This window comes from Sphingopyxis sp. BE259, from assembly GCF_031457495.1.
Taxonomy (GTDB): domain Bacteria; phylum Pseudomonadota; class Alphaproteobacteria; order Sphingomonadales; family Sphingomonadaceae; genus Sphingopyxis.
Window position 1 is genome coordinate 670,001 of the sequence record NZ_JAVDWM010000001.1, and the last position, 23,537, is coordinate 693,537.

The 23,537-nt window shown below is 63.3% G+C and carries 17 protein-coding genes, 1 tRNA gene and 2 rRNA genes (1 of these 20 cut by a window edge); 7 read left to right on the forward strand and 13 right to left on the reverse strand.

Annotated features, from left to right (window positions below; all coding sequences use genetic code 11):
- The 3 genes from J2X44_RS03225 to J2X44_RS03235 all read left to right on the forward strand — a co-directional run.
- A 23S ribosomal RNA gene (locus tag J2X44_RS03225) occupies positions 1-878 on the forward strand; it begins 1,917 nt to the left of the window's first position.
- A 133-nt stretch (positions 879-1,011) separates the two neighbouring features.
- Positions 1,012-1,126: ribosomal RNA gene (rrf, locus tag J2X44_RS03230) — 5S ribosomal RNA — on the forward strand.
- Positions 1,127-1,243: 117 nt separating this feature from the next.
- Positions 1,244-1,320: transfer RNA gene (locus tag J2X44_RS03235), tRNA-Met, on the forward strand.
- A gap of 414 nt (positions 1,321-1,734) precedes the next feature.
- Here J2X44_RS03235 and J2X44_RS03240 read toward each other — a convergent pair.
- From J2X44_RS03240 to J2X44_RS03250, 3 genes are all read right to left on the reverse strand, one after another.
- Positions 1,735-4,209 carry an FtsX-like permease family protein gene (locus tag J2X44_RS03240; protein ID WP_310087877.1) on the reverse strand — a complete coding sequence of 825 codons (2,475 nt, stop codon included), beginning with the start codon at positions 4,207-4,209 and terminating at the stop codon, positions 1,735-1,737.
- Positions 4,206-4,865, reverse strand: coding sequence for an ATP-binding cassette domain-containing protein (locus tag J2X44_RS03245; RefSeq protein ID WP_310087878.1), 660 nt, complete (start codon positions 4,863-4,865; stop codon positions 4,206-4,208). Before J2X44_RS03245 ends, J2X44_RS03240 begins: the two co-directional genes overlap by 4 nt.
- Before the next feature lie 189 nt (positions 4,866-5,054).
- Positions 5,055-5,477, reverse strand: coding sequence for a VOC family protein (locus tag J2X44_RS03250; RefSeq protein WP_310087879.1), 423 nt, complete (start codon positions 5,475-5,477; stop codon positions 5,055-5,057).
- Between the two features lie 80 nt (positions 5,478-5,557).
- Between J2X44_RS03250 and J2X44_RS03255 the strand changes: the two genes are divergently transcribed.
- The 3 genes from J2X44_RS03255 to J2X44_RS03265 all read left to right on the forward strand — a co-directional run bounded on the left by J2X44_RS03255 (position 5,558) and on the right by J2X44_RS03265 (position 9,233).
- Positions 5,558-7,429 (forward strand): ABC-F family ATP-binding cassette domain-containing protein, encoded by a 1,872-nt coding sequence (locus tag J2X44_RS03255; RefSeq protein ID WP_310087881.1) that lies wholly within the window; start codon positions 5,558-5,560, stop codon positions 7,427-7,429.
- Between the two features lie 173 nt (positions 7,430-7,602).
- Positions 7,603-8,691, forward strand: coding sequence for a 4-hydroxyphenylpyruvate dioxygenase (gene hppD, locus J2X44_RS03260; protein ID WP_310088321.1), 1,089 nt, complete (start codon positions 7,603-7,605; stop codon positions 8,689-8,691).
- Entirely contained in the window at positions 8,688-9,233 is a 546-nt protein-coding gene (locus J2X44_RS03265; protein WP_310087882.1) for a VOC family protein, read from the forward strand. Before hppD ends, J2X44_RS03265 begins: the two co-directional genes overlap by 4 nt.
- Positions 9,234-9,379: 146 nt before the next feature.
- Here the strand turns inward: J2X44_RS03265 and J2X44_RS03270 are convergent, their stop codons facing one another.
- From J2X44_RS03270 to J2X44_RS03285, 4 genes are all read right to left on the reverse strand, one after another.
- Positions 9,380-10,633 (reverse strand): FAD-binding oxidoreductase, encoded by a 1,254-nt coding sequence (locus tag J2X44_RS03270; RefSeq protein WP_310087884.1) that lies wholly within the window; start codon positions 10,631-10,633, stop codon positions 9,380-9,382.
- 73 nt (positions 10,634-10,706) lie between these two features.
- The gene (locus J2X44_RS03275) at positions 10,707-11,360 is read right to left on the reverse strand and encodes a YqaA family protein (RefSeq protein ID WP_310088323.1); all 654 of its coding nucleotides are present in this window, start codon (positions 11,358-11,360) and stop codon (positions 10,707-10,709) included.
- Between the two features lie 164 nt (positions 11,361-11,524).
- The gene (gene purH, locus J2X44_RS03280; RefSeq protein ID WP_310087886.1) at positions 11,525-13,117 is read right to left on the reverse strand and encodes a bifunctional phosphoribosylaminoimidazolecarboxamide formyltransferase/IMP cyclohydrolase; all 1,593 of its coding nucleotides are present in this window, start codon (positions 13,115-13,117) and stop codon (positions 11,525-11,527) included.
- Positions 13,118-13,199: 82 nt separating this feature from the next.
- Positions 13,200-14,240 (reverse strand): phytase, encoded by a 1,041-nt coding sequence (locus tag J2X44_RS03285; RefSeq protein WP_310087888.1) that lies wholly within the window; start codon positions 14,238-14,240, stop codon positions 13,200-13,202.
- Between the two features lie 185 nt (positions 14,241-14,425).
- Between J2X44_RS03285 and J2X44_RS03290 the strand changes: the two genes are divergently transcribed.
- On the forward strand, positions 14,426-16,798 hold the full coding sequence (locus tag J2X44_RS03290; protein ID WP_310087889.1) for a TonB-dependent receptor domain-containing protein: 2,373 nt from the start codon (positions 14,426-14,428) through the stop codon (positions 16,796-16,798).
- 143 nt (positions 16,799-16,941) lie between these two features.
- On the opposite strand, the gene J2X44_RS03295 is transcribed toward J2X44_RS03290, so the two are convergent.
- The 6 genes from J2X44_RS03295 to J2X44_RS03320 form a co-directional block, all read right to left on the reverse strand.
- The gene (locus tag J2X44_RS03295) at positions 16,942-18,720 is read right to left on the reverse strand and encodes a heparinase II/III family protein (protein WP_310087890.1); all 1,779 of its coding nucleotides are present in this window, start codon (positions 18,718-18,720) and stop codon (positions 16,942-16,944) included.
- Positions 18,721-18,723: 3 nt separating this feature from the next.
- Positions 18,724-19,395 carry a ribulose-phosphate 3-epimerase gene (rpe, locus tag J2X44_RS03300; protein ID WP_310087892.1) on the reverse strand — a complete coding sequence of 224 codons (672 nt, stop codon included), beginning with the start codon at positions 19,393-19,395 and terminating at the stop codon, positions 18,724-18,726.
- Positions 19,396-19,612: 217 nt separating this feature from the next.
- Entirely contained in the window at positions 19,613-19,855 is a 243-nt protein-coding gene (locus J2X44_RS03305; protein ID WP_310087894.1) for a hypothetical protein, read from the reverse strand.
- On the reverse strand, positions 19,852-20,061 hold the full coding sequence (locus tag J2X44_RS03310; protein WP_310087896.1) for a toxin-antitoxin system HicB family antitoxin: 210 nt from the start codon (positions 20,059-20,061) through the stop codon (positions 19,852-19,854). Before J2X44_RS03310 ends, J2X44_RS03305 begins: the two co-directional genes overlap by 4 nt.
- Positions 20,062-20,073: 12 nt before the next feature.
- Positions 20,074-20,979 (reverse strand): SPFH domain-containing protein, encoded by a 906-nt coding sequence (locus J2X44_RS03315; RefSeq protein ID WP_310087898.1) that lies wholly within the window; start codon positions 20,977-20,979, stop codon positions 20,074-20,076.
- Positions 20,980-21,305: 326 nt separating this feature from the next.
- Complete coding sequence (locus J2X44_RS03320; RefSeq protein WP_310087900.1) at positions 21,306-23,507, reverse strand: M3 family metallopeptidase; 2,202 nt, start codon at positions 23,505-23,507, stop codon at positions 21,306-21,308.
- Between the last annotated feature and the right edge of the window lie 30 nt (positions 23,508-23,537).

Genomic DNA, 23,537 nt, shown 5'->3' on the forward strand with positions numbered 1-23,537 from the left:
CTCAGCGAAATTGAATTCTCCGTGAAGATGCGGAGTACCCGCGGTTAGACGGAAAGACCCCGTGCACCTTTACTGCAGCTTCAGAGTGGCATTAGGAAAGAACTGTGTAGCATAGGTGGGAGGCTTTGAAGCACTGGCGCCAGCCGGTGTGGAGCCATAGGTGAAATACCACCCTGTTGTTTTCTGATGTCTAACCTCGATCCATGAAACTGGATCAGGGACCCTCTGTGGCGGGTAGTTTGACTGGGGCGGTCGCCTCCTAAAGAGTAACGGAGGCGCGCGATGGTAGGCTCAGGACGGTTGGAAACCGTCTGCAAGAGTGCAATGGCATAAGCCTGCCTGACTGCGAGACTGACGAGTCGAGCAGAGACGAAAGTCGGTCATAGTGATCCGGTGGTCCCGAGTGGAAGGGCCATCGCTCAACGGATAAAAGGTACGCCGGGGATAACAGGCTGATGATTCCCAAGAGCTCATATCGACGGAATCGTTTGGCACCTCGATGTCGGCTCATCACATCCTGGGGCTGGAGCAGGTCCCAAGGGTTTGGCTGTTCGCCAATTAAAGTGGTACGTGAGCTGGGTTCAGAACGTCGTGAGACAGTTTGGTCCCTATCTGCCGTGGGCGTCGAAATTTGAGAGGAGTTGACCCTAGTACGAGAGGACCGGGTTGAACATACCTCTGGTGTACCTGTCGTCACGCCAGTGGCGCAGCAGGGTAGCTATGTATGGACGGGATAACCGCTGAAAGCATCTAAGCGGGAAGCCTCCCTCAAGATAAGATTTCATAGAGCCGTGGAAGACCACCACGTTGATAGATCGGATGTAGAAGCGCGGTAACGTGTGGAGCTAACCGATACTAATTGCTCTATTCGCACTTAAGAGTCCCACCATCAACGACAGTCCTGAATGGCCAACGGCCTGAAGGTTGTCCGCGAAGTGGATGATTGTAACATAGTCCAAATTGCACGGGCATTCGATTGAAACCCAAATTCGACCCACGCCGGCTTCATTGCTTGGTGACCATGGCGTCAGTGACCCACCCGATCCCATCTCGAACTCGGCCGTGAAACCTGACAGCGCCGATGGTACTATGGCTCAAGCCCTGGAAGAGTAGGACGTCGCCAGGCATTGTAGCCGACGTGTGGACGAATTTTGGAAAAACCCATTCACAAAGTTAGAGGCCGGCAGAAATGCCGGCCTTTTGCTGTTTTCGCGGATCGCTTTTGGCGCCGCGACATTGGTGGCGCGGGATGGAGCAGCCCGGTAGCTCGTCAGGCTCATAACCTGAAGGTCGTAGGTTCAAATCCTACTCCCGCAACCAAATAGGAAGCCCGCAGGTCTAACGACTTGACGGGCTTTTTTATTTGCCGTGGACGTTGCTCTTGAGCCATCTGACAGACCGCGGCTTTGGGGTGGGGGGCTGCCCTCATGGACTCGTCACCCCGGACTTGATCCGGGGTCCATGAGGCCATGCGCCGCCCGCTGCCAAGAGGGCGCATGGATCCCGGATCAAGTCCGGGATGACGAAAGTTTATGTCCGCTACCGGTCTAAACCAGCCATTCGCGCCGCAGAAGTTTGCATGGCAATTCGCTACTGAGCACAGCCGTCACCTTGCCGAAGGCGGGGACCGCGATCATTTATCCTGCCAGTCGGGGTGTCTCGCTAGCCTGCGCGCCACCCTGTTCCCGACACTCCCAAAGTCCGACCTCAACGTGGCCATTCGGGGAGGGCGGTCTATGTCGTGATCAGATAACGCACCGAAACCTTGAGATTCTGACGGCAGGCCAGATAGCCCACTAGGCATACCGCCGCCGCCATCGCAAACACCATTGCCGTGACCCACCGAATATCCGGGTTGTAGGTCAGGTTGAACTGGGCCTGATAGATCAGCAATCCCCCGCTCCAGGTGCCCGCGATCGCGCCGCTGGCGGCGATCAGGGCGGTGACACCCCAATCGTAGAAATTCAGTTTCAGGCAATCGCGATCGCGTAGCCCCATGCTCATCAGCAACCCGTTTTTCTGACGGTCATCGGCGCTGAAACCGCTTACCGACGCCGCGAGCACGAAGAGCGCGAGCAAGAGCACCATGGCTGCATAGCCGCTTGTCACCTTCTTGACGATCGCGAGCGTCCGGTCGAACCGTTCGGTCAGTTCCTGAAGCGGGACAAGCGACAGCGTCGGATATTGTTGCCACAGGCCAGCCAGCGCATCCCATGCCGGTTCCGACAATTCCATGCTGCCCATATAGCGGGTTGGGGCATCGATTTGCGCCCTCGCCGACAATGGAACCTGAAACCAGAAGGTGATCGACCCGGCGCCCGGCTGGTAGGCGTGGCTTGCCACCAGCGTGAAGTCATAGGATCTGCCGCCGATCTGATAGGTAAGCCTGTCGCCATAGTTGAACCCCATGTCTGTCATCACTTCGGGTTCGGCGGAAATCTGTTGCCAGTTTGCGGTCCCTTGCCGCCACCATTTGCCGCCAACAAGGCGGTTGTTTTGCGGCATGGCATCCGTCCAGCTCAGCCGGATCGGATCTTTGAGGGTGGCCAGCGTGTCGCTGGGTTTCTGGATATCCGACAGGGCTAGGCCGTTCACCGACACAAGCTGCGCGGACACAAAAGGGCGCAGCGCGCGAATGCTGCTGCCCGTTTTCTCCGCCCAGCGATGGATCTGGTCGATCTGGTCGGCCTGGGCTTCGGCGATCATCAGATTGCCGTCATGACTGCGGCCATAGCCTTCCATTGTGGTGCCCAAATCGCGCATCAGCATCAGCGAGAACAGCAGCAGCAGCCCGCACAACCCCAGCCCCATAACCTGCGCCGATTTGGCGAACAGGCGCTGCCGCATCATGAAAAAGGCAAAGGGCAGCAGGCCAGCGCGGCGGCGGCCCCACCGATCACCCAGCCGGACGACCGTCCAGGTCAGCGCCGCCATCAGGGCGAGCGCGGTGGCGATTGCGGCCAATGTCAGGCCGGTCAGCAGCATATTGTCGGAATAGGCGGCGGCCAGCAAAGTGACCGATGTGATGCTCCAGAACAGGCGATGCCACACATAGCTGCCTTCGGCCGGATTGCGGATAAGCGAAAGCAGCGACGCGCGGGACAGCTGGATAAAGCTGGGAACCTGAAGCGCGAGCAGCAGCAGGAAGAACAGGCCGATGGTCTTGAAAGCAGCTGCCGCATCCCATGTGGCGCGAAGCCCCGGGAAATATCCCTGCAGTTCGGCGACGATCAGTCCGTACGCGATCATCGCCAGTGTGCTGGCGAGGGCGATGGACAGGATAAAGCCGGCCAGCCATTCGCCCAGCGCCATCAGCATCGCGGTGCGGGTGCCGGTGCCAAAGCTGGCGTAGATCGCCAGCCGATAGCGCATTTTGGCGAGCCAGCGGCGGTTGGTCATATCGAGCGCCACGGCGCCCATGAACAACAGGATCACCGATGCCAGACCGAGGAAATTTTCGGTCCGTTGCCAGAAGCTGGCGAGCGGGTGCTGGCCACCGAATTTCTTGATGACGCGGGCGCCGGGCAGGGTCTTGCGCGACCAGCTTTCGATCGCCTGCTGCCGGCTTTCATCCGCCGTGACCAGATAGCGCGTGCGACCTTTGCTGCTGTTGATCGACGTGTCTTTAAGGCTGTCGGTGTGGACCATCGCGCGCATGGCCACGCTATGGCCTTCCATGATGCGGTCGGGTTCATGAAACAGAATAGCGCTTAGCCGCAAATCGGTGCCGCCGATGGTGAGAATGTCCCCGACGCGCATCTCCAGTTTAATGGCGAGCCGCGAATCTATCCAGATTTCGCCGACCGCGGGGCCGCGGCTGGCGGCGCGCTGTGTAGCTACCGGCGTGTCGCCGATCTGCAGATCGCCTTGCAGCGGATACGCGTCATCGACCAGCTTCAACTGCACGCGGGCCCATTCTTGCCGGTGCGTGAGGGTGATGTCGGCCAGCTGGGTTACCGAGAGATCCGCCGCCAGGGATCTGAATGTCGCTTCGTCCGCCTTGGTCAGCGGGGTATGGCTTTCAATCACCAGGTCCGACCCGAGCATCTGGTCGAGATTGTCGGCCAGATAGTTTTGAATCGACGCGCTGGTGAGCGTCAGCGTCATGAGGAAAAACAGCAGCGCCGTTTGCGTCGCCATGCTGATCCGCCCGTCGCCGCCGACGAGATCGCGCCAGCTGTTCTCGAGCATCAGTTTGACCCGGTTCATGCCGCGGCCTTCAGCTGTCCGGCCGCTAACAGCAGGCTTGTGTCGGCGCGCCTTGCCAACTGCTTGCTGTGGGTCACGATCACCAGGCCGCACCCCGTCTCGCGGGCGCAGTCGAACATCAGGCCGGCCACGCTGTCGGATGTGTGCATATCCAGATTGCCGGTGGGCTCATCGGCGAAGATGAAGCGCGGGGCACTGACAAACGCCCGCGCCACCGCAATGCGCTGTTGCTCGCCACCGCTCAACTGGTGGGGGCGATGCCGGGCGCGATCTTTGAGCCCCACCCTTTCAAGCCAGAGCGCCGCGATGTCGAATGCGCCCCGGTTGCCCTTCAGACGGAGCGGCAACGCCAGGTTGCCGATCGCATCAAGCTCGGGCAACAGGTGGAATTGCTGGAAAATGAAGCCCGAATTGGCGCGCATCGTCAGCGCGTCCACCGAGACATCATCGATGGTGAAGCAGACACGACCGCCCGCCGGGATCTCCAGCCCCGCCGCGATCGCCAGCAAGCTCGACTTTCCGGCGCCCGACGGGCCGATGATCGCCAGTGTTTCGTGCGCGCGGATCGTGTGAGAAAGGTCGCGGAAAAGCTCGATCCGTTCTCGGTCGGTATCGAAATGATGGCTGATCGCGTCGAGTTCGATGGTATCCGGCATAATCTGCTCCTGTCGCTTCGCAGACCTGCGCCCAAGGCACGTCATACGACGCTGAAAGGGCGCTCGTAGGGCGGCGAACGTCAAACGGACGTCAAACAGAAAGCAGACGAGCTTTCGCCCATGGGGCAGCGCCTGCGGCGCTTCCGATTTTCCGGGAGGCGAGCCTGCGAACGGCCCGATCGCTCGCGCTCAGGTGGCGAAGAGCTGGCGCATATCGGCAAACGCCTTGAACTCGAGCGCATTGCCTGCGGGATCGAGAAAGAACATCGTCGATTGCTCTCCGACCTGCCCGGCAAAGCGGGTCTGCGGTTCGATGACGAACGCGACGTCTTGCGCGATCAGCCGGTCGGCGAGCGCCTGCCAGTCGGCGGGGGACAGGACCACGCCGAAGTGGGGCACCGGCACTGAATGGCCATCGACGGGATTGTGCGCGGGGGTGCTGCGCGGACGATCGATGCGGTGCGCGACGATCTGATGGCCATAGAGGTCGAAATCGATCCAGTCGGCGTCGCTGCGCCCCTCGGGACAGCCGAGCACGCGGCCATAGAAATGGCGCGCGGCGTCAAGATCGTCGACGGGAAAGGCGATGTGAAAGGGGGCAAGATCGCTCATGGCGCCTGTCTGCCGCAGCCGCGTGCAGAAAGCCAGTGCGGGACTTGGGTTGTGCGCCGCAACATGCTAGGCGCGCGGCCATGCTGACGATCAACGGAATCACTGTACGCCTTGGCGGGCGCGCCATCCTCGAACGCGCCACCGCGAGCCTACCGGCGAAAAGCCGCGTCGGGCTGATCGGACGCAATGGCGCGGGCAAATCGACGCTGATGAAGGTTATGATCGGTCAGCTCGAAGCCGACGAGGGCAGCATCGATATGCCCCGCAAGACGCGCGTCGGCTATATCGCGCAGGAAGCGCCGCACGGGACCGCAACGCCGTTCGACACCGTGCTGGCCGCCGACACCGAACGCGCCGAATTGCTGACCGCGTCGGAGGTTGAGCAGGATCCCGACAAGCTCGGCGACATCCACGAACGGCTGATTGCGATCGATGCCTATACCGCGCCGGCGCGCGCCGCGCGCATCCTGATCGGGCTGGGGTTCGACGAGGATATGCAGGCGCAGCCGCTCGACAGCTTCTCGGGCGGGTGGAAGATGCGCGTCGCGCTCGCGGCGCTCTTGTTCTCCGAACCCGATCTGCTGCTGCTCGACGAACCGTCGAACCACCTCGACCTGGAAGCAACGCTGTGGCTGGAAAATTTCCTGCGCGCCTATCCGGGGCAGCTGGTGGTGATCAGTCACGAGCGCGACCTGCTCAACAATGTCGTCGACAATATCCTGCATCTCGAAGGCGGCAAGGTGACGCTCTACGCCGGCGGCTATGACGCGTTCGAACGCCAGCGTGCCGAGCGCGCGGCGCAGCTCGCCGCGGCGAAAGCGTCGCAGGATGCCCAGCGCGCCAAGCTGCAGGATTATGTCGCGCGCAACAGCGCCCGCGCCTCGACCGCGAAGCAGGCGCAGTCGCGCGCGAAGCTGCTCGCCAAGATGCAGCCCATCGCGGCGCTGGCAGAGGACCAGACTTTGGCGTTCGATTTTCCCAGTCCCGACGAGTTGAAGCCGCCGCTGATCACGCTTGACCTGGCCAGCGTCGGTTATGCGGATCGCCCGGTGCTTCAGCGGCTCAACCTGCGGATCGATCCCGATGACCGCATCGCGCTGCTCGGGCGGAACGGCAACGGCAAGACAACGCTGGCACGCCTGCTCGCCGCGCAGCTCAGCCCGATGGCGGGCGCGATGGCGGCGTCGGGCAAGATGCGCGTCGGCTATTTCACCCAATATCAGGTCGAGGAACTCGACGGCAGCGACACCCCGCTCGCGCATATGACGCGCGTGATGGAGGGCAAGACACAGGCCGCGATCCGCGCTCAGCTCGGCCGTTTCGGTTTTTCGGGCAACAAGGCGGTGACCGAGGTCAAAAAGCTGTCGGGCGGCGAACGCGCGCGGCTGGCGCTGGCGCTGATCACCCGCGACGCGCCGCATTTGTTGATCCTCGACGAACCGACCAATCACCTTGACGTCGATGCCCGCGAGGCGCTGGTGCAGGCGCTCAACAGTTTCGACGGCGCGGTGGTGCTGGTCAGCCACGACCGCCACATGCTCGAACTCACCGCCGATCGGCTGGTGCTGGTCGATGACGGCACGGCGCGCGAATATTCGGGCAGCATGGACGATTATGTCGACATGATCCTGGGCAAGGGGCCGTCGAAGGACAAGGTTTCGAAAGCCGACAAAAAGGGAGACCGCAAAGCCGCTGCGGTCGCGCGCGAGGCCGGGGCGAAGATCCGCAAGGATGTCTCGGATGCCGAGGCCGATCTGGCCAAATATCAGGTCATCCTCTCGGCGATCGACCGCGCGATGTTCGACCCCGCGGGCGCCGCGAACGAATATAAGGGGCTGACGATGAGCGAGCTGTCGCAGCGCCGCGGCAAGATTGTTGCAGCGCAGGAAGCCGCCGAAATTCGCTGGATCGCTGCCGGTGAGGCGCTGGAGGCGTTTGAGGGCGCGGCTTAGAAAGCGGCCCCCTCTATCGCCACCCCGGACTTGATCCGGGGTCCCCAACCGGGCCGCCGAATGGATGCCGGATCAAGTCCGGCATGACGAAGCTGTCGTCGGTCGGCCTGCATTGACTCTCCCACCCCAATCCATCATAATAGTTTCAATTGAAACTAGATGGGATAATGACGATGACCGACCTGTTCGACAATCCGTTGGGCCTCGACGGATTTGAATTCGTCGAATTTTCGGCGCCCGACAAGGGCATTCTCGAACCGGTTTTCCAGGCGATGGGCTTTGCTCAGATCGCCCATCACCGCTCAAAGGACGTCCAGCTGTGGCGCCAGGGCGGCATCAACCTGATCGCTAACTATGAACCCAAATCGCCCGCCGCCTATTTCGCTGCCGAGCACGGACCGTCGGCGTGCGGCATGGGCTGGCGCGTCCGCGATGCCGCCAAGGCTTACAGCGAAGCGATCGAACGCGGGGCCGAGCCGGTCGAGGTCAACCCCGGCCCGATGGAACTGCGCCTGCCCGCAATCCGCGGCATCGGCGGGTCGATCATCTATCTGATCGACCGGTACGGCGACGACCTCAGCATCTACGATATCGACTTCGTTTATGAGGAAGGCGTCGATCGCCACCCGGTGGGTGCGGGGATGCAGCTGATCGATCATCTGACGCACAATGTCTATGGCGGCCGCATGGCGCATTGGGCGGCGTTTTACGAGCGCATCGCGGGCTTCCGCGAGATTCGCTATTTTGACATCAAGGGCGAATATACCGGGCTGACGTCAAAGGCGATGACCGCGCCCGACGGCAAGATCCGCATCCCGCTCAACGAAGAGGGCGCGGGCGGAAAGGGGCAGATCGAGGAGTATCTGCGCGCCTATAATGGCGAGGGTATCCAGCATATCGCGTTCAGCTGCGACGATCTCTACGCCGCGTGGGACAAGCTCAAGGCGCTCGGCAACCCGTTTGCCCCGGCACCCCCGGCGACCTATTACGAGATGCTCGAAGAGCGGCTGCCGGGCCATGGCGAGTCCGTCGAGGGACTCCAGTCGCGCGGCATCCTGCTCGACGGTTCGACGACCGAAGGCGACCCGCGCCTGCTCCTCCAGATTTTCGGCCAGACCGTCATCGGCCCGGTGTTTTTCGAATTCATCCAGCGCAAGAAGGATGAAGGCTTCGGCGAGGGCAATTTCACCGCGCTGTTCAAATCGATGGAGATGGACCAGATTCGCCGCGGCGCGCTCAACGTGACGGAGCCTGCCGAATGACCAGCCCGATCAAACTCGGCGGCGTGCATCACGCCGCCTATCGCTGCAAGGACGCCAAGCAGACGGTCGACTGGTACGAGCGCATGCTCGGTATGACCTACACCACCGCCTTTGCCGAGGACCATGTGCCGTCGACCGGTGAATATGATCCGTACATGCATGTCTTTCTCGACGCGGGGAACGGCAATATCCTGGCGTTTTTTGAGCTGCCGAACCAGCCGGTGATGGGCCGCGACGAGAATACTCCGGCGTGGGTTCAGCATTTGGCGTTCAAGGTCGGCGGCTACGACGAACTGGTGGCGGCGAAGGCGCATCTGGAAAGCGAAGGCGTCGACGTGCTCGGCCCGACGCATCATGGCATCTTCAAATCGATCTATTTCTTCGATCCCAACGGCCACCGCGTGGAACTGGCGTGCGACATCGGCACCGCCGAACAATATGCCGAACTGAAGCGCGTCGCGCCGCTGATGCTCGAGGAATGGAGCCAGACCAAGAAGGCCCCGCGTCACGCCGACTGGCTGCACACCGCGGCGAACGAGTAGGCCGCCCTCCCAATCCCGTTTGTATCGAGCGAAGTCGAGATACGCGAAGGCGCGCACGAACTCAGCGTGTCTCGACTTCGCTCGACACGAACGGAATATTTGATCGGCGGGTTAGCAGTGCTAGCCGTGGCTCGTTCGCCCCGCGCTCAAAACTTCCGCGAAAAGCTGACCAGGTCGGCGTCGGGATCGCCGTCGCCGCAGATCAGCCCGCGCAGCATCTGCGCCGCCATCATCGAAAAGGTGATGCCGTTGCCGCCATAGCCCATCGCGGCATAACAATTCGGCATCCGCGGGATCCGCCCGATCGTCGGGGTGCCGGTCTTGCTGTCGCCGAAGCTGCCCGCCCACGCATGCACCGGGGTCGGGTCGATCATCGGCAGCAGCGCGCCGAGCTTGCGCGACAGGGTGGCCGTCTTGGCGGCGATTTTCGCATCACGCTCGTCCGCATCGCTGATCTCTTCATCCTCGCCGCCGCAGATCACTTCGCCCGCCGGGGTGGTGCGGATGTAGAGATAGGGATCGGCCGCCTCCCAGATCATCGCTGCGGTCGGCCAAATCGCGCGCGGCTGCGGCTTGGTCGCGATCGACCAGCTGGAGATGATTGTGTTCCCCTTGCGCGGCACCCCCTTCATCATCTCATAGCCTGTCGCGACGACCAGCGTGCGCGCGCGGATTTCGCGGCCATCGGCGCTCTGAAGCGTCACACCGCTCTCGCTGGGCGCCACGTCGCAAATGTCGACCGGGCTATAGACCCGCGCCCCGCGCCCGATCGCGACATTCAGATACCCGGCCGCCAGCTGGCGCGGATCGGCCGAATAATTGCCGAAGCCGATGATCGCATGGCGTCCCTTGATCCCATAGCGGTCGAGCACCGCGGCGGGTTTCAGCAGCTCGATCTCGAACCCCGCGCGCCGCCGCGCTTCGGCCTCGCGCGCCAGACCCTCGGCATCGAGCACATTGCCGTGCAGATAGATCGAGCCGCGCGTCGCGGCGTCAACCTTCAGCCCCAGCCGCTCGGTCCGCTCGCGCAGCGCGTCGACCGACTGTCGCGAGCGGCGCCACAGCCGTTCGGCGCGGTCGCGCCCGATCTGCTCGGCCAATAGCGACAGCGGGGTGTCGATTTCATATTGCAGCATCGCGGTCGATGCGGCGGTCGATCCCTCCAGCGGGCCGCGGCGGTCGACGACGACGACCTTTAAGCCCGCCTCTGACAGCGTTTCGGCGATCAGTGCGCCCGAAATGCCAGCGCCGATGATCACGACATCGCAACTGACGTCGCGGTTGAGCGGCTGGGTCGGGACGGTCGGGCGCCGCCGCGCCGACCAGATCGACTGGCCGGTCCGCAGATCGCGGTGATGCGTCGCGGATTCGGCGCTCGCGCGCGAGGGGGTCTTCGTCATGGGATGCTCCGTGCCGCGGTATGGGCGACACGCACCTAATTCACCGGGGCGCTCCCGGTTGCACGGCGTGACGCTATTTCCGGTCGAGCCCGATGCTCTCCAGCGTCGCGCCGCTGCATTTGTCGGCTTCCTTCGCCTCGCCATCGCCCGACAGCGCACCGATGACCAGGAATCCCGCGACGACAGCAACGACGAAGGCGCCGGTGACCCACACCAGATATTTGTCGATGAACGCCTTGATCGGTGCCCCGAACAATTTGAACAGGATGCCGACCAGCATGAACGAAAAGGCGCGGCTTGCCATGCTGGCCCACAAAAAGGTCCAGAAATTCATGTGGATGAACCCGGCGGTGATCGTCAGCAGCTTGAACGGGATCGGCGTTGCGCCCTTGATCAGGATGATCTCGGCGCCGAACTCGCGCAGGTAGCAGGCGGCGGGCGGGAAGGCCTCGGTCAGCCCGAGCACCCCGAGCAGCCACAGCCCGACGCTTTCATAGAGGAAAAAGCCGATCCCATAGCCGAACACGCCCCCCGCGACCGACGCGAGGGTGCAGATCAGCGCGTAACGCACCGCCTTTTGCGGATTGGCGAGGCACATCAGCCCCAGCATCGGGTGCGGCGGAATCGGGAAAAAACTTGCCTCGACGAACGACACGAGCGCCAGCCAATATTCGGCATGCGGATGCGCCGATTTTTCCATCGTCCAGTTATACATATTCTGGATCAGCGACTTGTTGCGGGTCGTGGCGGTCATGCTGGTCCTTGTCAAATGCCGCGCTCGCGACCGTCGCTGCTTCTATGCCGTTCGGGTCGAGCGAAGTCGAGACGCGTGACACGAGAAGCGTGCGCTCCCCAAGCGTGTCTAGACTTCGCTCGACACGAGCGGGATTATCAGTGCCGGAAATGCCGCATCCCGGTGAACACCATCGCGAGGCCCGCTGCGTTCGCCGCCGCAATCACTTCGTCGTCGCGGATCGAGCCGCCTGGCTGGATGACGCAGGTCGCGCCCGCCTCGACCGCCGCCAGCAGGCCGTCGGCGAAGGGGAAGAAGGCGTCGCTCGCCACCGCGCTGCCGACGGTGCGTGGGCTGGCCCAGCCGTGGCTCTCAGCAGCTTCGCGCGCCTTGACCGCGGCGATGCGCGCGCTGTCGCGGCGGTTCATCTGTCCCGCGCCGATGCCCGCGGTCGATCCGCCCTTGGCATAGACGATGGCGTTCGATTTCACATGCTTGGCGATGGTCCAAGCGAACAGCGCATCGGCCAGTTCCTCGTCGGACGGGGCGCGATCGGTCACGACCTTCAGGTCGGCGCGGGCGATGCGGCCATTGTCGCGGCTTTGCGCCAGCCAGCCGCCCGCGATCGTCTTCATCATCAGTCCGCCGCGTGCCGGATCGGGCAATTCGCCGGTCAGCAGCAGGCGGAGGTTCTTCTTTTTCGCAAACACCGCGCGCGCATCGGCGTCGGCATCGGGGGCGCAGACGACCTCGGTAAAGATGCCGCTGATCAGTTCAGCCGTCGCGCCGTCGAGGGGCCGGTTGACCGCAATGATGCCGCCGAACGCCGACACATCATCGCACTTCAGCGCCGCGTCATAGGCCTCGGCGATCGTCGCGGCGGTGGCGACGCCGCACGGATTGGCGTGTTTGACGATGACGCAGGTCGGATCGGCCGCGCGGAATTCGGCGACCAGTTCGAGCGCCGCATCGGCGTCGTTGATATTGTTGTAGCTAAGTTCCTTGCCCTGCACTTGTTCGGCCTGCGCGATCCCGCGCGACGACGGCCCGGCGGGCAGATACAACGCGGCCTTTTGGTGCGGATTCTCGCCATAGCGCAGTTCGGTCGCCAGCTTGGCGGTCAGCGGCAGCGTGTCGGGAAACAGTTTGCCCTGATCGGCAAAGGCGAACCAGCTGGCGATCATCCCGTCATAGGTTGCAGTGTGGGCGAAGGCGGTTGCAGCCAAGCGTTTGCGTAGCGCGAGAGTGGTCGCGCCGCCGTTCGCGTCCAGCTCGGCGATCACCGCAGCATAATCCTCAGGCTCGGTGACGATGTTCACAAAGGCGTGGTTTTTCGCCGACGATCGCACCATCGCGGGTCCGCCGATGTCGATATTCTCGATGATCTCGTCGCGCGCCGCGCCTTTCGCGACGGTCGCGGCGAACGGGTAGAGATTGACCACCACCAGGTCGATCGCGCCAATCCGGTGCTCGTCCATCGCCGCGACATGCGCCGCATCGTCGCGCACCGCCAGGATGCCGCCATGGACCGTCGGGTGCAGCGTCTTGACGCGGCCGTCCATCATCTCGGGAAAGCCGGTCAGGTCGGCGACATCGAGGACCATGTGTCCCGCCTCGCGCAGCGCCTTGGCCGTGCCGCCCGTCGACACCAGTTCGACGCCATGTTTGACGAGCGCAGCGGCAAGCTCGGTCAGCCCCGCCTTGTCGCTGACGGACAAGAGCGCGCGGCGGACGGGAATCAGATCGGTCATGGGAAAGGGCGGCCTTTGCAGGATGGGAAAGACGCCGCCCCCCTAGGCGGGTGGGGCTACTATCGCAACCCTTGCGCCCATTTTACAGCCCCAGCGCCGCCGCGATCTGATTCCAGCGCACCAGCTTGAAATTCTGCGCCTTGGGGGCGTTGTCGCCGTCCTGCGCCAGAAAGATGCCGTCAGGGTATGCCGGGCCGAAATTGCCCGCGATCGCATCGATCCCGTCGGTTTCGCTCGTCGCGCCGAACGTTCCGGCGGTCACCGCAAACCGCCCGACATACTCGACCGACGGCAGGCGGAACACCGCATAGGCATTGTCGCCCTGGCTCGACGCGATGAGGTAGCGTTGGCCCTTGTGATCGATCGTTGCCAGCCCTTCGAGGTCGGCGACCAGCCGCTGGTTGTCGATCGGCGCGACCAGCCGTGCCGTGGCGCCGTTGCCGTTCTGCCTCAGTTCCCACAAGCCGCCGACTTCTTCGCCAACATAGAGGGTGTCGCCATCGAAGACGCAGCCTTCGGACTGGGTCGCGATCTTATGCTCCCATTGCACCGCAAAGCTGGGGGTGGCGCCGACCGTCAGCGTGCCGACGCGGACGGTGCCGTCCTTGACGATCAGCGCCGCGGTGATCGGCGCCCCCGTCATCGGCATACTGGGTGCGGTCTTTTTCAGGCACAAGCCATAGGCCTCACCGCTGCCCGCCGCGGCGCGGCCCAGCGCGGTGAGCGCGGGCTTGGTCCCGTCGAGGCGATAGACCGCCAGATGGGCATTGAGGCCGTCATTGCGGTCGCTGGCGACGATGATGTCGCCGACAATATCGACATTATTGACCAGGCCGCTCTTCAGAAACGCCAGATCCTTGCCGGTCAGATCATAGACGTGCAGCCCGGCCTTCTTGTCGGTCGCAATGATCAGCGCCCGGGCCGGGTTGGCGGGGTCGATCCAGATCGCCGGATCGTCGGCGGCATCAGCGCGGCCGGTACCGACCGGCGCGGTCTCGCCGCTCGCGGTCACGGCGACCGGCGGTAGGCCGGTGATAACGGGCGCGGCCTGACCCGCGCAGCCCGCCACCAGCGAGGCAAAAGCGAGCGAAGTCAGCAGCTTCGATATGCGGACGGCGGTCATGACGATTTCCCCTGTTTCCATTGGCGCCAACGGTGATTGGCGCGCCCCGTCCCAGCAAAGTGCGCGCGCGTCAATCCCACAATATTTCCGTCACTTAACTGTCATGCAACCGTCATGATGCTCGTCGCAAACTGTCACATCGCGACCCTAGAGGCCCGGCAACCACAAAGGGGGGTCTGACCAACATGATTCGTTTCTTCAGCCTGAATTCCGCCGCGGCGCTTGCGCTGGCAACGGCGATGACGTCCGCTCCCGCCACCGCGCAGGACGCGCCGGACATGGCGCCGATCCAGAATGCCGACGGCACGATCACCACGTCGCAGGACATCGTCGTGCTGGGCAGCATCGGGTACCGCAACCGCAGCGAGGATCAGGCTGAACCCGTGCTGTCCTACGACAGCGAATTTTTCCAGCGCTTCGAACCGCTGACCGCGGGCGACGCGCTGAAGCGCGTGCCGTCGGTGACCTTTCTGTCCGACGTCATCGAAAGCGACGGGGCGCGTCTGCGCGGCCTGCCGCCCGGCTACACACAGATCCTGATCAACGGCGAAAAGGTGCCGGGGTCGAATGCCGATCGCAGCTTCTTTCTCGACCGCATCCCCGCCGAACTGATCGACCGGGTCGAAATCGTTCGCTCGTCATCGGCGCGGCGCACCGGCGACGCGGTCGCCGGCACGCTCAACATCAAGCTGCGCGACGGCTATGAACTCGACGGCGGTTATCTGCGCGCCGGCGGGCTCTATTATGACGACAAGGAACTGGAACCCAGCGTCGGCGGCGTGTTCGGCGGCGCGCTCGGGCCTGGGCGCTTCCTGATCGGCGGCAATTTTCAGGGGCGGCATAACCCGAAGAAGAAATTCTCGCTGCGGTACAATGAGTCGCCGGAAAATGATCCGAACTACGCGACGGATCCGGATGTTTTCGAAAATCGCGAAGACCAGACCGACACGCGCGACGGCAAGGATTATTCGTTTAACGCGACCTATGACATCAAGGGTGACACCACCGATTTCTCGGTGAATGGCTTTTATGTCCACACCGACCGCACCGAAACCGAGCGCAGCCTGGAATATAACCACCCGACCAACATCAACGAGCCGATCCGCGCGACGCCGTCGGGCAATCTGACCGTCGATAACGCCAACGTCGCGACGATCAATCAGGACAATTATAGCGTCAATGGCAAGCTCGCGCACCGCTGGTCGGGCGGCGAGACGAGCCTGAAGGTCGGCTACGCCTATTTCGACGAAGACCGCTTCGAAACTGAATATGAGGTCGAATTCGACCGCGCGTTGCCGCGCTTTACCGGCGACCAGACGCTGACCGGGATCACCGACAAGGAATTTTCGGTGCGGCTCGAACATGAAATCGCGCTTGGCGAAGACACCAAGCTGCTGTTCGGTGGGCTGTGGCAGGACAAGGACCGCGACACGTCGATCACCGCCGCAACACGCGACCGCTATAATCTGACCGCCGCCAATCGGCAGGGCTACGACCAGTTCACCCGCAACCCGACCGAGTTCGTGCGGACTTTCGGCGCGTTCACGCCGGGCCCGGGCGGGCTCAACACGATCGAGGAAAAGCGGCTCGACGGCTTTGTGCTGGTCGAGGGCGACATGCCCGGCGTCAAATGGGAGGCCGGGGTGCGCTATGAAACCACCGATCTCACCATCGACGATTTCACCGTCCCCGCGGCGGTGCAGCGCACGACCAACGATTACGCCAAGCTGCTGCCATCGGCGTCGGTCAAGATCGATGTCGGCCCCCGCGGCCGCGTCATCGCCTCGGCCGCCCGCACCAGTCGCCGCCCCGAATTCAATTTCCTTTCGCCCGCCGAACTCGAGGCCGAACTGGGCGACAACGACCTGATCGGCAATCCGCTGCTCGACCCCGAAACCGCATGGGGTTTTGACCTTGGCTACGAACAGCGCCTTGGCCGCGCGGGCATCGCTGGGGTCAATATCTTCTATCGCAAGGTGAACGACCTGATCGAGCTGACCAACATCGGCGGTCCCGGCTCCGAGGGTGCGGGAACCTTCAACTACCAGCCGCAGAATGTCGGTGACGGTAAGGTGTGGGGTGTCGAATTCGATCTGTCGACCGACCTCGGCTTCGTCGGCCTGCCGGATACCGGAATATTCGGCAACATCTCGTGGCTCGACAGCAAGATCAACGACGAATTCGGCCAGCGCCGTTTCAACGGCCAGAGCAAATATGTCTATAACTTCGGGGTCATTCAGGACATTCCGTCGGTCGGTGCGGCATTCGGCGCCACCTATCGCAAACAGGGGCGGGCGTTTGACCGCACCGTCGGCGAGGAAGTGTTCACCACCTATGGTGCCGATCTCGAAATTTTCGTCGAAAAGCGCTTCGGCAAGAGCTTCACGATCCGTGCGGTCGGCGCGAACCTGCTCAACGGCGCGAAGCGTGAGGCGTTCAACAAGTTCACGACGATCGGCGATCAGAACGACCGCGGCCCTGGCACCTTCGACGAATATGAACTCGAAAGCGAAAAGGCCGGTCCGGTATTCCAGCTGATCGCGCGCTACGCTTTCTGACGGATCGGCGGCCAGCGCTCAGTCCCTGGGGCGCCGGTTGTCTCCTCTGCTCGTCATTGCGAGCGAAGCGAAGCAATCCAGGGTGGCCTAAAGCCGCTCTGGATTGCTTCGTCGCTTCGCTCCTTGCAATGACAACGCAAAAGCTACCCGATATGCTTGAAAATCCACCCGATGCTGGCGCCGCCTGCGGGCGTGGTGCCGGTGACGACCAGTTGTTCGGTCGGGTGCGGGCGGCCCTCGCCGTCGACCCACAGGCTTTGCTCGATGTCGAGCGCGCCTTCCGAGGTGCGGAATTGCCACAGTGTCCCGCCATTGATGCGCAGTAGCGCGCCCAGCTTATCGGCGGTCAGGCTGGCCGAGATATTGCGGCCGAGGTGAAAGCGCAGCGCGAACCCCTTGTCGCCCTTGCGCCGGGTGCGCGGGGCGGGGAGCAGCATGTCCTCGCCGCGCAGCTCGCGGCCGTTCGGGGACAGGATCAGCAGGCGGCGGTGGATCAGCCCGTGGCGCCGCGCATAGCCGTCGTGGCTCATCTCGACGCGGCTGCCCTGCGGCGTTTCGCGCCGGTCGAGCTCGACCTCGGTCACCCCTTTGCCGAGCGTTCCATTGGGCAGTATCGCGGTCGAATTGGTGTCGGCCAGGATCAATGTGGAATGGGCGGCGGTGGTGCGAAGGCCGCGCGCGAGGTCGGCGGGGATCGTCGCGCCGGTCAGCGCGGCGCCGCCGCAATTGACGACGATGCGTTCGTCCCCGTCGGACAGTTCGAACGCCAGCGTCGACGCGCAGCCAGCCTCGGTCACCCGCGCGATCGGCGGCGGCGCGGCGTCGGTCAGCAGGACGACCTTGTTGGCGACCAGCCGCTGATAGCCCCAGTCGCGTGCCTGTTTCAGCGGCCGGGTGCGCACGCCGCTCGCGGCGACGATCGCCTGAACAGTGGCCGCCGATGTCGCGCCGCTGCCCTGCCAGCTGCCCATACCGCCGTCGCTGTGCAGCAGCCCAAGCAGCGCCGGGACGGCACGCGCCAGCACCTCCTGGACGAACGGCGGCACCTCCATCCGGCGCATGTCATAAACTTTGGCGAGCATCGACAGCGCCATCACCGCGTCGAGTTGCGCCTGCGGTGAGCGCGAGATATTACCGCCATCAGCGTAGAAGCTGGTTTCGAGCACTTTGCGGAGGCCCGCCTCACCGAACACCTGCCGCGGCTCGCCGCCCGGCATCAGCAGCGACGCGGCGACGATGCCGACCCATGCCACCATCTGGCCGGTGCCGGGGCGCGTCTTGTCGGCGACGCGGTCAAGGTGGCGCGCGGCGCGGGCCAGATGATTGAGCACCGCCGAACGATAGACGAGGTCACTCGACGACAGGATCAGCGGCGCATGGCTCGCCCAGAACAGAATGCGCCACGCGGTGTTGTCGGCCTTCCACGCCGGTTCGCTCACCGTCTCGCCATGCGTGCCCAGCCAGTGGCGAACGACCGCCTCGGCGATCGGCACTCCGTCGGCGCGGGTGCCGGTGGCGGCGAGATCGCGCAGCCAGGCAAAGCTGTGGAGGTAGTCGGCAAAGGTCGGCGCAACGGTCAGCGCCGCAAAGTCGAGCTCGCCGAGCGGCAGCTTCAAACCGCGATGGAGGAAATGGCCGGCGCGAATGGCAGTCCCGGCCCGGTTGTCGCCGGGTACCGGATCGGCCGGAACGCCTAGCAATTTGAGCGGAAAGCGGCCCTTCAGGCGGAAGGCGTGGAGCGGGGTGCGCCAGGTCAGCCGGGTGATCGCATTGGCAACGCGGTCACCGAGCGACAGTCCCTTGTCGGCGGGCAGGCGGATCAGCCGCTTGCCGGGTTCGATCGAATCGTCGATCGGCGGCGCGTCGTCAGCCAAATCGGGCGGCGGGTCGGCAGGGGCAGAATTGAGCGGTCTCCCCTCCATCGGTCAGGCGCCGCGCAGTTGCCGGATATTGCCCGCATAGGCGTCAGGGCCGCCCTTGAAGGTCGCGGTCCCCGCCACCAGCACATCGGCGCCTGCCGCGATCGCCAGCGGCGCGGTGTTCACATCGATGCCGCCATCGACCTCCAGCCTTATATCGCGGCCGCTTTTGTCGATCATCTTGCGCACTGCCTCGATCTTGCGCAGCTGGCTGGTGATAAAGCTCTGGCCACCGAAACCGGGGTTGACGCTCATGATCAGCACCAGGTCGATGTCGTCGATCAGATAGTCGAGCATCTTCGCCGGGGTCGCCGGGTTCAGCGACACCCCCGCCTGCTTGCCCAGCGACTTGATGTGCTGAATGCTGCGGTGGATATGCGGCCCCGCTTCGGGATGGACGGTGATGATGTCGGCGCCCGCCGCGGCAAAAGCGTCGAGGAAATGATCGACCGGGCTGATCATCAAATGGACGTCAAAGGGCAGCGTCGAATGCGGGCGCAGCGCCTTCACCACCGCCGGACCGATCGTCAGATTGGGGACGAAATGGCCGTCCATCACGTCGATATGGACCCAGTCGGCGCCCGCCGCCTCGATCGCGCGCACTTCCTGGCCCAGAGCGGCGAAATCGGCGCTGAGGATCGATGGAGCGATACGAACGGCGGTGGGGGTACTAGTCATGATGATCGGCCTTAACCATCAACCCCTTGGGGGGCAAGCGGGGTCACGGCGCTAGCGGTGGAAAAGGTCAGCGATCCTCCCTATGGCGAAGCCATGGGGAAGGGGACCGTCCGCGAAGCGGATGGTCAAGGGGCCGCGACGGTCGTGTAAAAGCCCCTCCGTCAGCCCTGCGGGCTGCCACCGCCCCGTGGCTGCGCCACAGGGAGGATTGCTCCATTCACCGCCAGCGCCAGCCGCCCTCGGTCTTGGCGCGATAGATCGGCATCGGCGCCAGCCCCGCCAGGATCACCGCGATCGTCATTGCCACCGGTTGACCCCGCAACGCCGCCGCCAGCCCCGTGATCATCGCCACGTGCAGCGCCATAAAAAGCCCGCCCTCCCAAACGATCGGCAGCCCGGTACCAAACCCATGGCTCTTCGCGCGAAACCACGGTCCTTTGCGCATGAACATATGCATCATGATCCACTCTCCTCTTTCGGCGGCCGCCCGCGCCGTGTGGGCGCCGTCGCCTTGGGCTTCACCCCGCGCCGCGCCAGCGCCTCGCGCAGCAAGATTTCGATCTCGGCATTGGTGCTGCGCAACTCGTTCGCCGCCAGCCGCTCGACCGCCGCGTACAGCGCGGGGTCGAGGCGGAGGGCAAAGGCTTTTTTGGCGGACGCGGGCATTTATCGACTCGCTCAGTAAAGCGACCCGGCGTTCACCACCGGCTGCGTATCGCGTTCGCCGCACAGCACGACCATCAGGTTCGACACCATCACCGCCTTGCGTTCGTCGTCGAGATCGACGACGCCCTTTTCGGACAATTGGGTCAGTGCCATTTCGACCATCGTCACCGCGCCCTCGACCAGCTTCTTGCGCGCCGCGATCACCGCTTCGGCCTGCTGGCGGCGCAGCATCGCACCGGCGATTTCCTGGGCATAAGCGAGGTGGGTCAGGCCGCATTCGTCGACGGTAATTCCGGCCACTTCCAGCCGCTCGATCAGCGCCTTGCGAAGCTCGATGCCGACCTCGTCATGATTGCCGCGCAGCGTGACTTCCTGATGTTCGATGTCGTCATAGGGGTAGCGCGAGCCAATCGAGCGCACCGCGGCCTCGATCTGTGCCATCACGAATTCCTTGTAATCATCGACGTCGAACAGCGCCTGCGCGGTGTCGGTGACGCGCCACACGACCTGCGCCGCCATCTCGATCGGGTTGCCGCGCAGATCGTTGACCTTGATCTTGTCCGAAATCACGTTGTTAGCGCGCACCGCGATCTTTTTGCGCGTCAGCCAGGGCAGCACCCAGCGCAGCCCCTCCTCTCGGTCGGTGCCCTTGTAAGCGCCAAACAGCTGGATCGCCGCGGCTTCGTTCGGGTTGATCAGGTAAAAGCCGCACAGAATGATTGTGCCGACCACGGCGCTGGCGATCACGACGCCCCAGGACCAGTTCCAATCGACCCCATCGCCCCCCACATTGCTGGTCGCCGCCCATATCGCCACACCGAGCAACAACACCCAGATCAGCAGCATCAAATAACCGCTTTGCGTCCGCGCGCGCGTCTCACGACTGCGATTCAGCGCGGGTGTCCCTCCATCAACCATTTTTCCCTCCGACTCGATATAAAGATGATATCATATTTATATCGTTTTTGGTGATCGTCAATCGGAATCGAATGGGGAGGGCGCGCTGAGGCTGCTTTGGGGTGGGGAGCGGATATTCCTTTTCCTCGTCACCCCGGACTTGATCCGGGGTCCACGACGTCTCGCGCTGCCTTTCGCTTAAAGGTCGCATGGATCCCGGATCAAGTCCGGGATGACGAAGTTGTTGACGTCCGCTTCCGGTCGCTTCCCGACATTCGTTACCCCGGCCAGCCGGACAAACAAAGGGGGCCATAAAGACCCCCTTTGCCTCCCCGGTTTTGTTCAGGCTATTCGGTCGGAAACCCGCGCTTTTTCAGCAGCGCCGACACGTCGGGATCGCGGCCGCGGAAGGCGCGATAGGCCTCGGCGCGGTCGGTTTCGTTGCCGGTCATCAGCAAGATGGTGCGGAAGCGGTCGGCGACGGTGCGGTCCCAGGGGCCGCCCGCTTCGGTGAACGCCGCCCAAGTGTCGGCGTCCATCGTTTCGGACCACAAATAGCTGTAATAGCCCGCCGAATAGGCGTCGCTCGAAAACAGATGGCCGAATTGCGGCAGGCGGTGGCGCATGACGATTTCGCGCGGCATGCCGATTTCGGCCAGCGTCTCGCGCTCAAACTTATCGATGTCGGTCGGCGGCAGTTTGCGATCGTGCAGCTTCATGTCGACGATCGCGCTCGACAGATATTCGACGGTTTCAAAGCCCTGATTGAACTTGCCCGACGCCTCGATCTTGTCGAGCAAAGCCTGCGGCATCGGCGCGCCCGTTTTGTAGTGCGTTGCGAATTTCGACAGCACTTCGGGGGTCATCAACCAATTTTCGTTCACCTGGCTGGGATATTCGACGAAGTCGCGCGGCACGCCTGCCAAGGCCGGGTAGTAGATATGCTGGAGCAGATAGTGGATGCCGTGCCCGAATTCGTGGAACAAGGTCGTGGCATCGTCGAGGCTGATCAGCGTCGGTTCGCCCTTCGCCGCCTCGGTGAAATTATTGTTGTTCGACGCCAGCACATTGCGTTCGCCGCCCAGCGTCTGCTGGCTGCGATAGGTGGTCATCCAGGCGCCCGACCGCTTGCCGTCGCGGGCGAAATTGTCGAGGTAAAAGACGCCGACATTCTCGTTCGTCTTGAGGTTATACACCTCGAACGTCCGCACCTTGGGGTCGAACACCGGGATCGTCCCGGTGTTTTCGCGGAACCCCAGATCATAGAGCTGGCCCGCCGACCAGAACATGCCGTCGACCAGCTTGTCGAGCTGGAGATACGGCTTCACCTCGCTTTCATCGAGGTCGTATTTGGCTTTGCGGACCTTTTCCGAATAGAAGCGGTAATCCCACGGCTCGATGGTGATTTTCGGTCCCTTGCCGGCTTTCGCTTCTTGGTCGGCAATCGCCTGCATGTCGGCGACCTCTTCCTTCACCCGCGCCACCGCGGCAGGCCACACCTTCATCATCAGCCCCATCGCATTGGCGGGGGTCTTCGCCATTGTGTCGGCCATGCGGTACGTCGCATGGTTGGGAAAGCCGAGCAGTTCGGCGCGCTGCTGGCGCAGCGCCAGGATTTCGGCGATCGTCGCGTTGGTGTCGTTGGCGTCGCCATTGTCGCCGCGGCTGACAAACGCCTTATAGACCTTCTCGCGCAGCGCGCGGTTGGTGGCGTTTTGCAGCACCGGCTGCGCCGACGAGCGAGTGTTCTTGATCGCCCACTGACCGGGCTTGCCATTGGCTTCGGCGGCGGCGGCGAGCGAGGCGACGAAGCCCGCGTCGAGTCCCGCCAGTTCGGCCTTGTCGGTGACAAAGGTATAGAGCTTTTCGTCGCCGAGCAGCTTTGACGAGAAGGCCGAAAACAGCCCCTCCAGCTTAGAATTCATTGCCACCAGCTTGGTCTTGTCGGCCGCCGACAGGTTGGCGCCGTCGCGGACCATCTCGTCATAACTGCGCTCGACGATACGGATCTGCTGCGCGTTGAGGCCGCTCGAATTGCGCTTGTCGTAAACCGCCTTGTAGCGGGCGAACAATTTGGGATCGAGGAACAGTTCGGTGTAGAAAGTGGTGAGCTTGGGGCTCCATTCGGCGTCGATGTCCTCGACCCGATCGTTCGACTTGTTCGACGTCTGGACGCCCCACAGCGCGAACAGCCGCTCCATCGTGTCGCCCGCCAGCATCATCGGGACATGGGTGTTTTCGAACGTCGGCGCCGCGGGATTGTCGATCACCGCCTGCACCTCGGCGCGCGTTGCCGCCATGCCCTTGGTAAAGGCGTCGGGAAACAGTTCGGGATCCATCTTGTCCCACGGCGGCACCCCTTCATAGGGGCCGGTCCATTCCGCCAGCATCGGGTTTTGTGCGACAGGCGATGCGGCGGGCGCGGGCGTGGCGGCAGGGGCGGTGGCAGCGGTCATCGGTCGGTCCATATTGGTGCAACCCGCGAGCAACGCGGTGGATGCGAGCAATATGGGCAGGTGACGGCGAAAAGGAAGCGCGTGGCGCAGCATGAACAAATCTCCCCGGGGAAACGGTTTCGG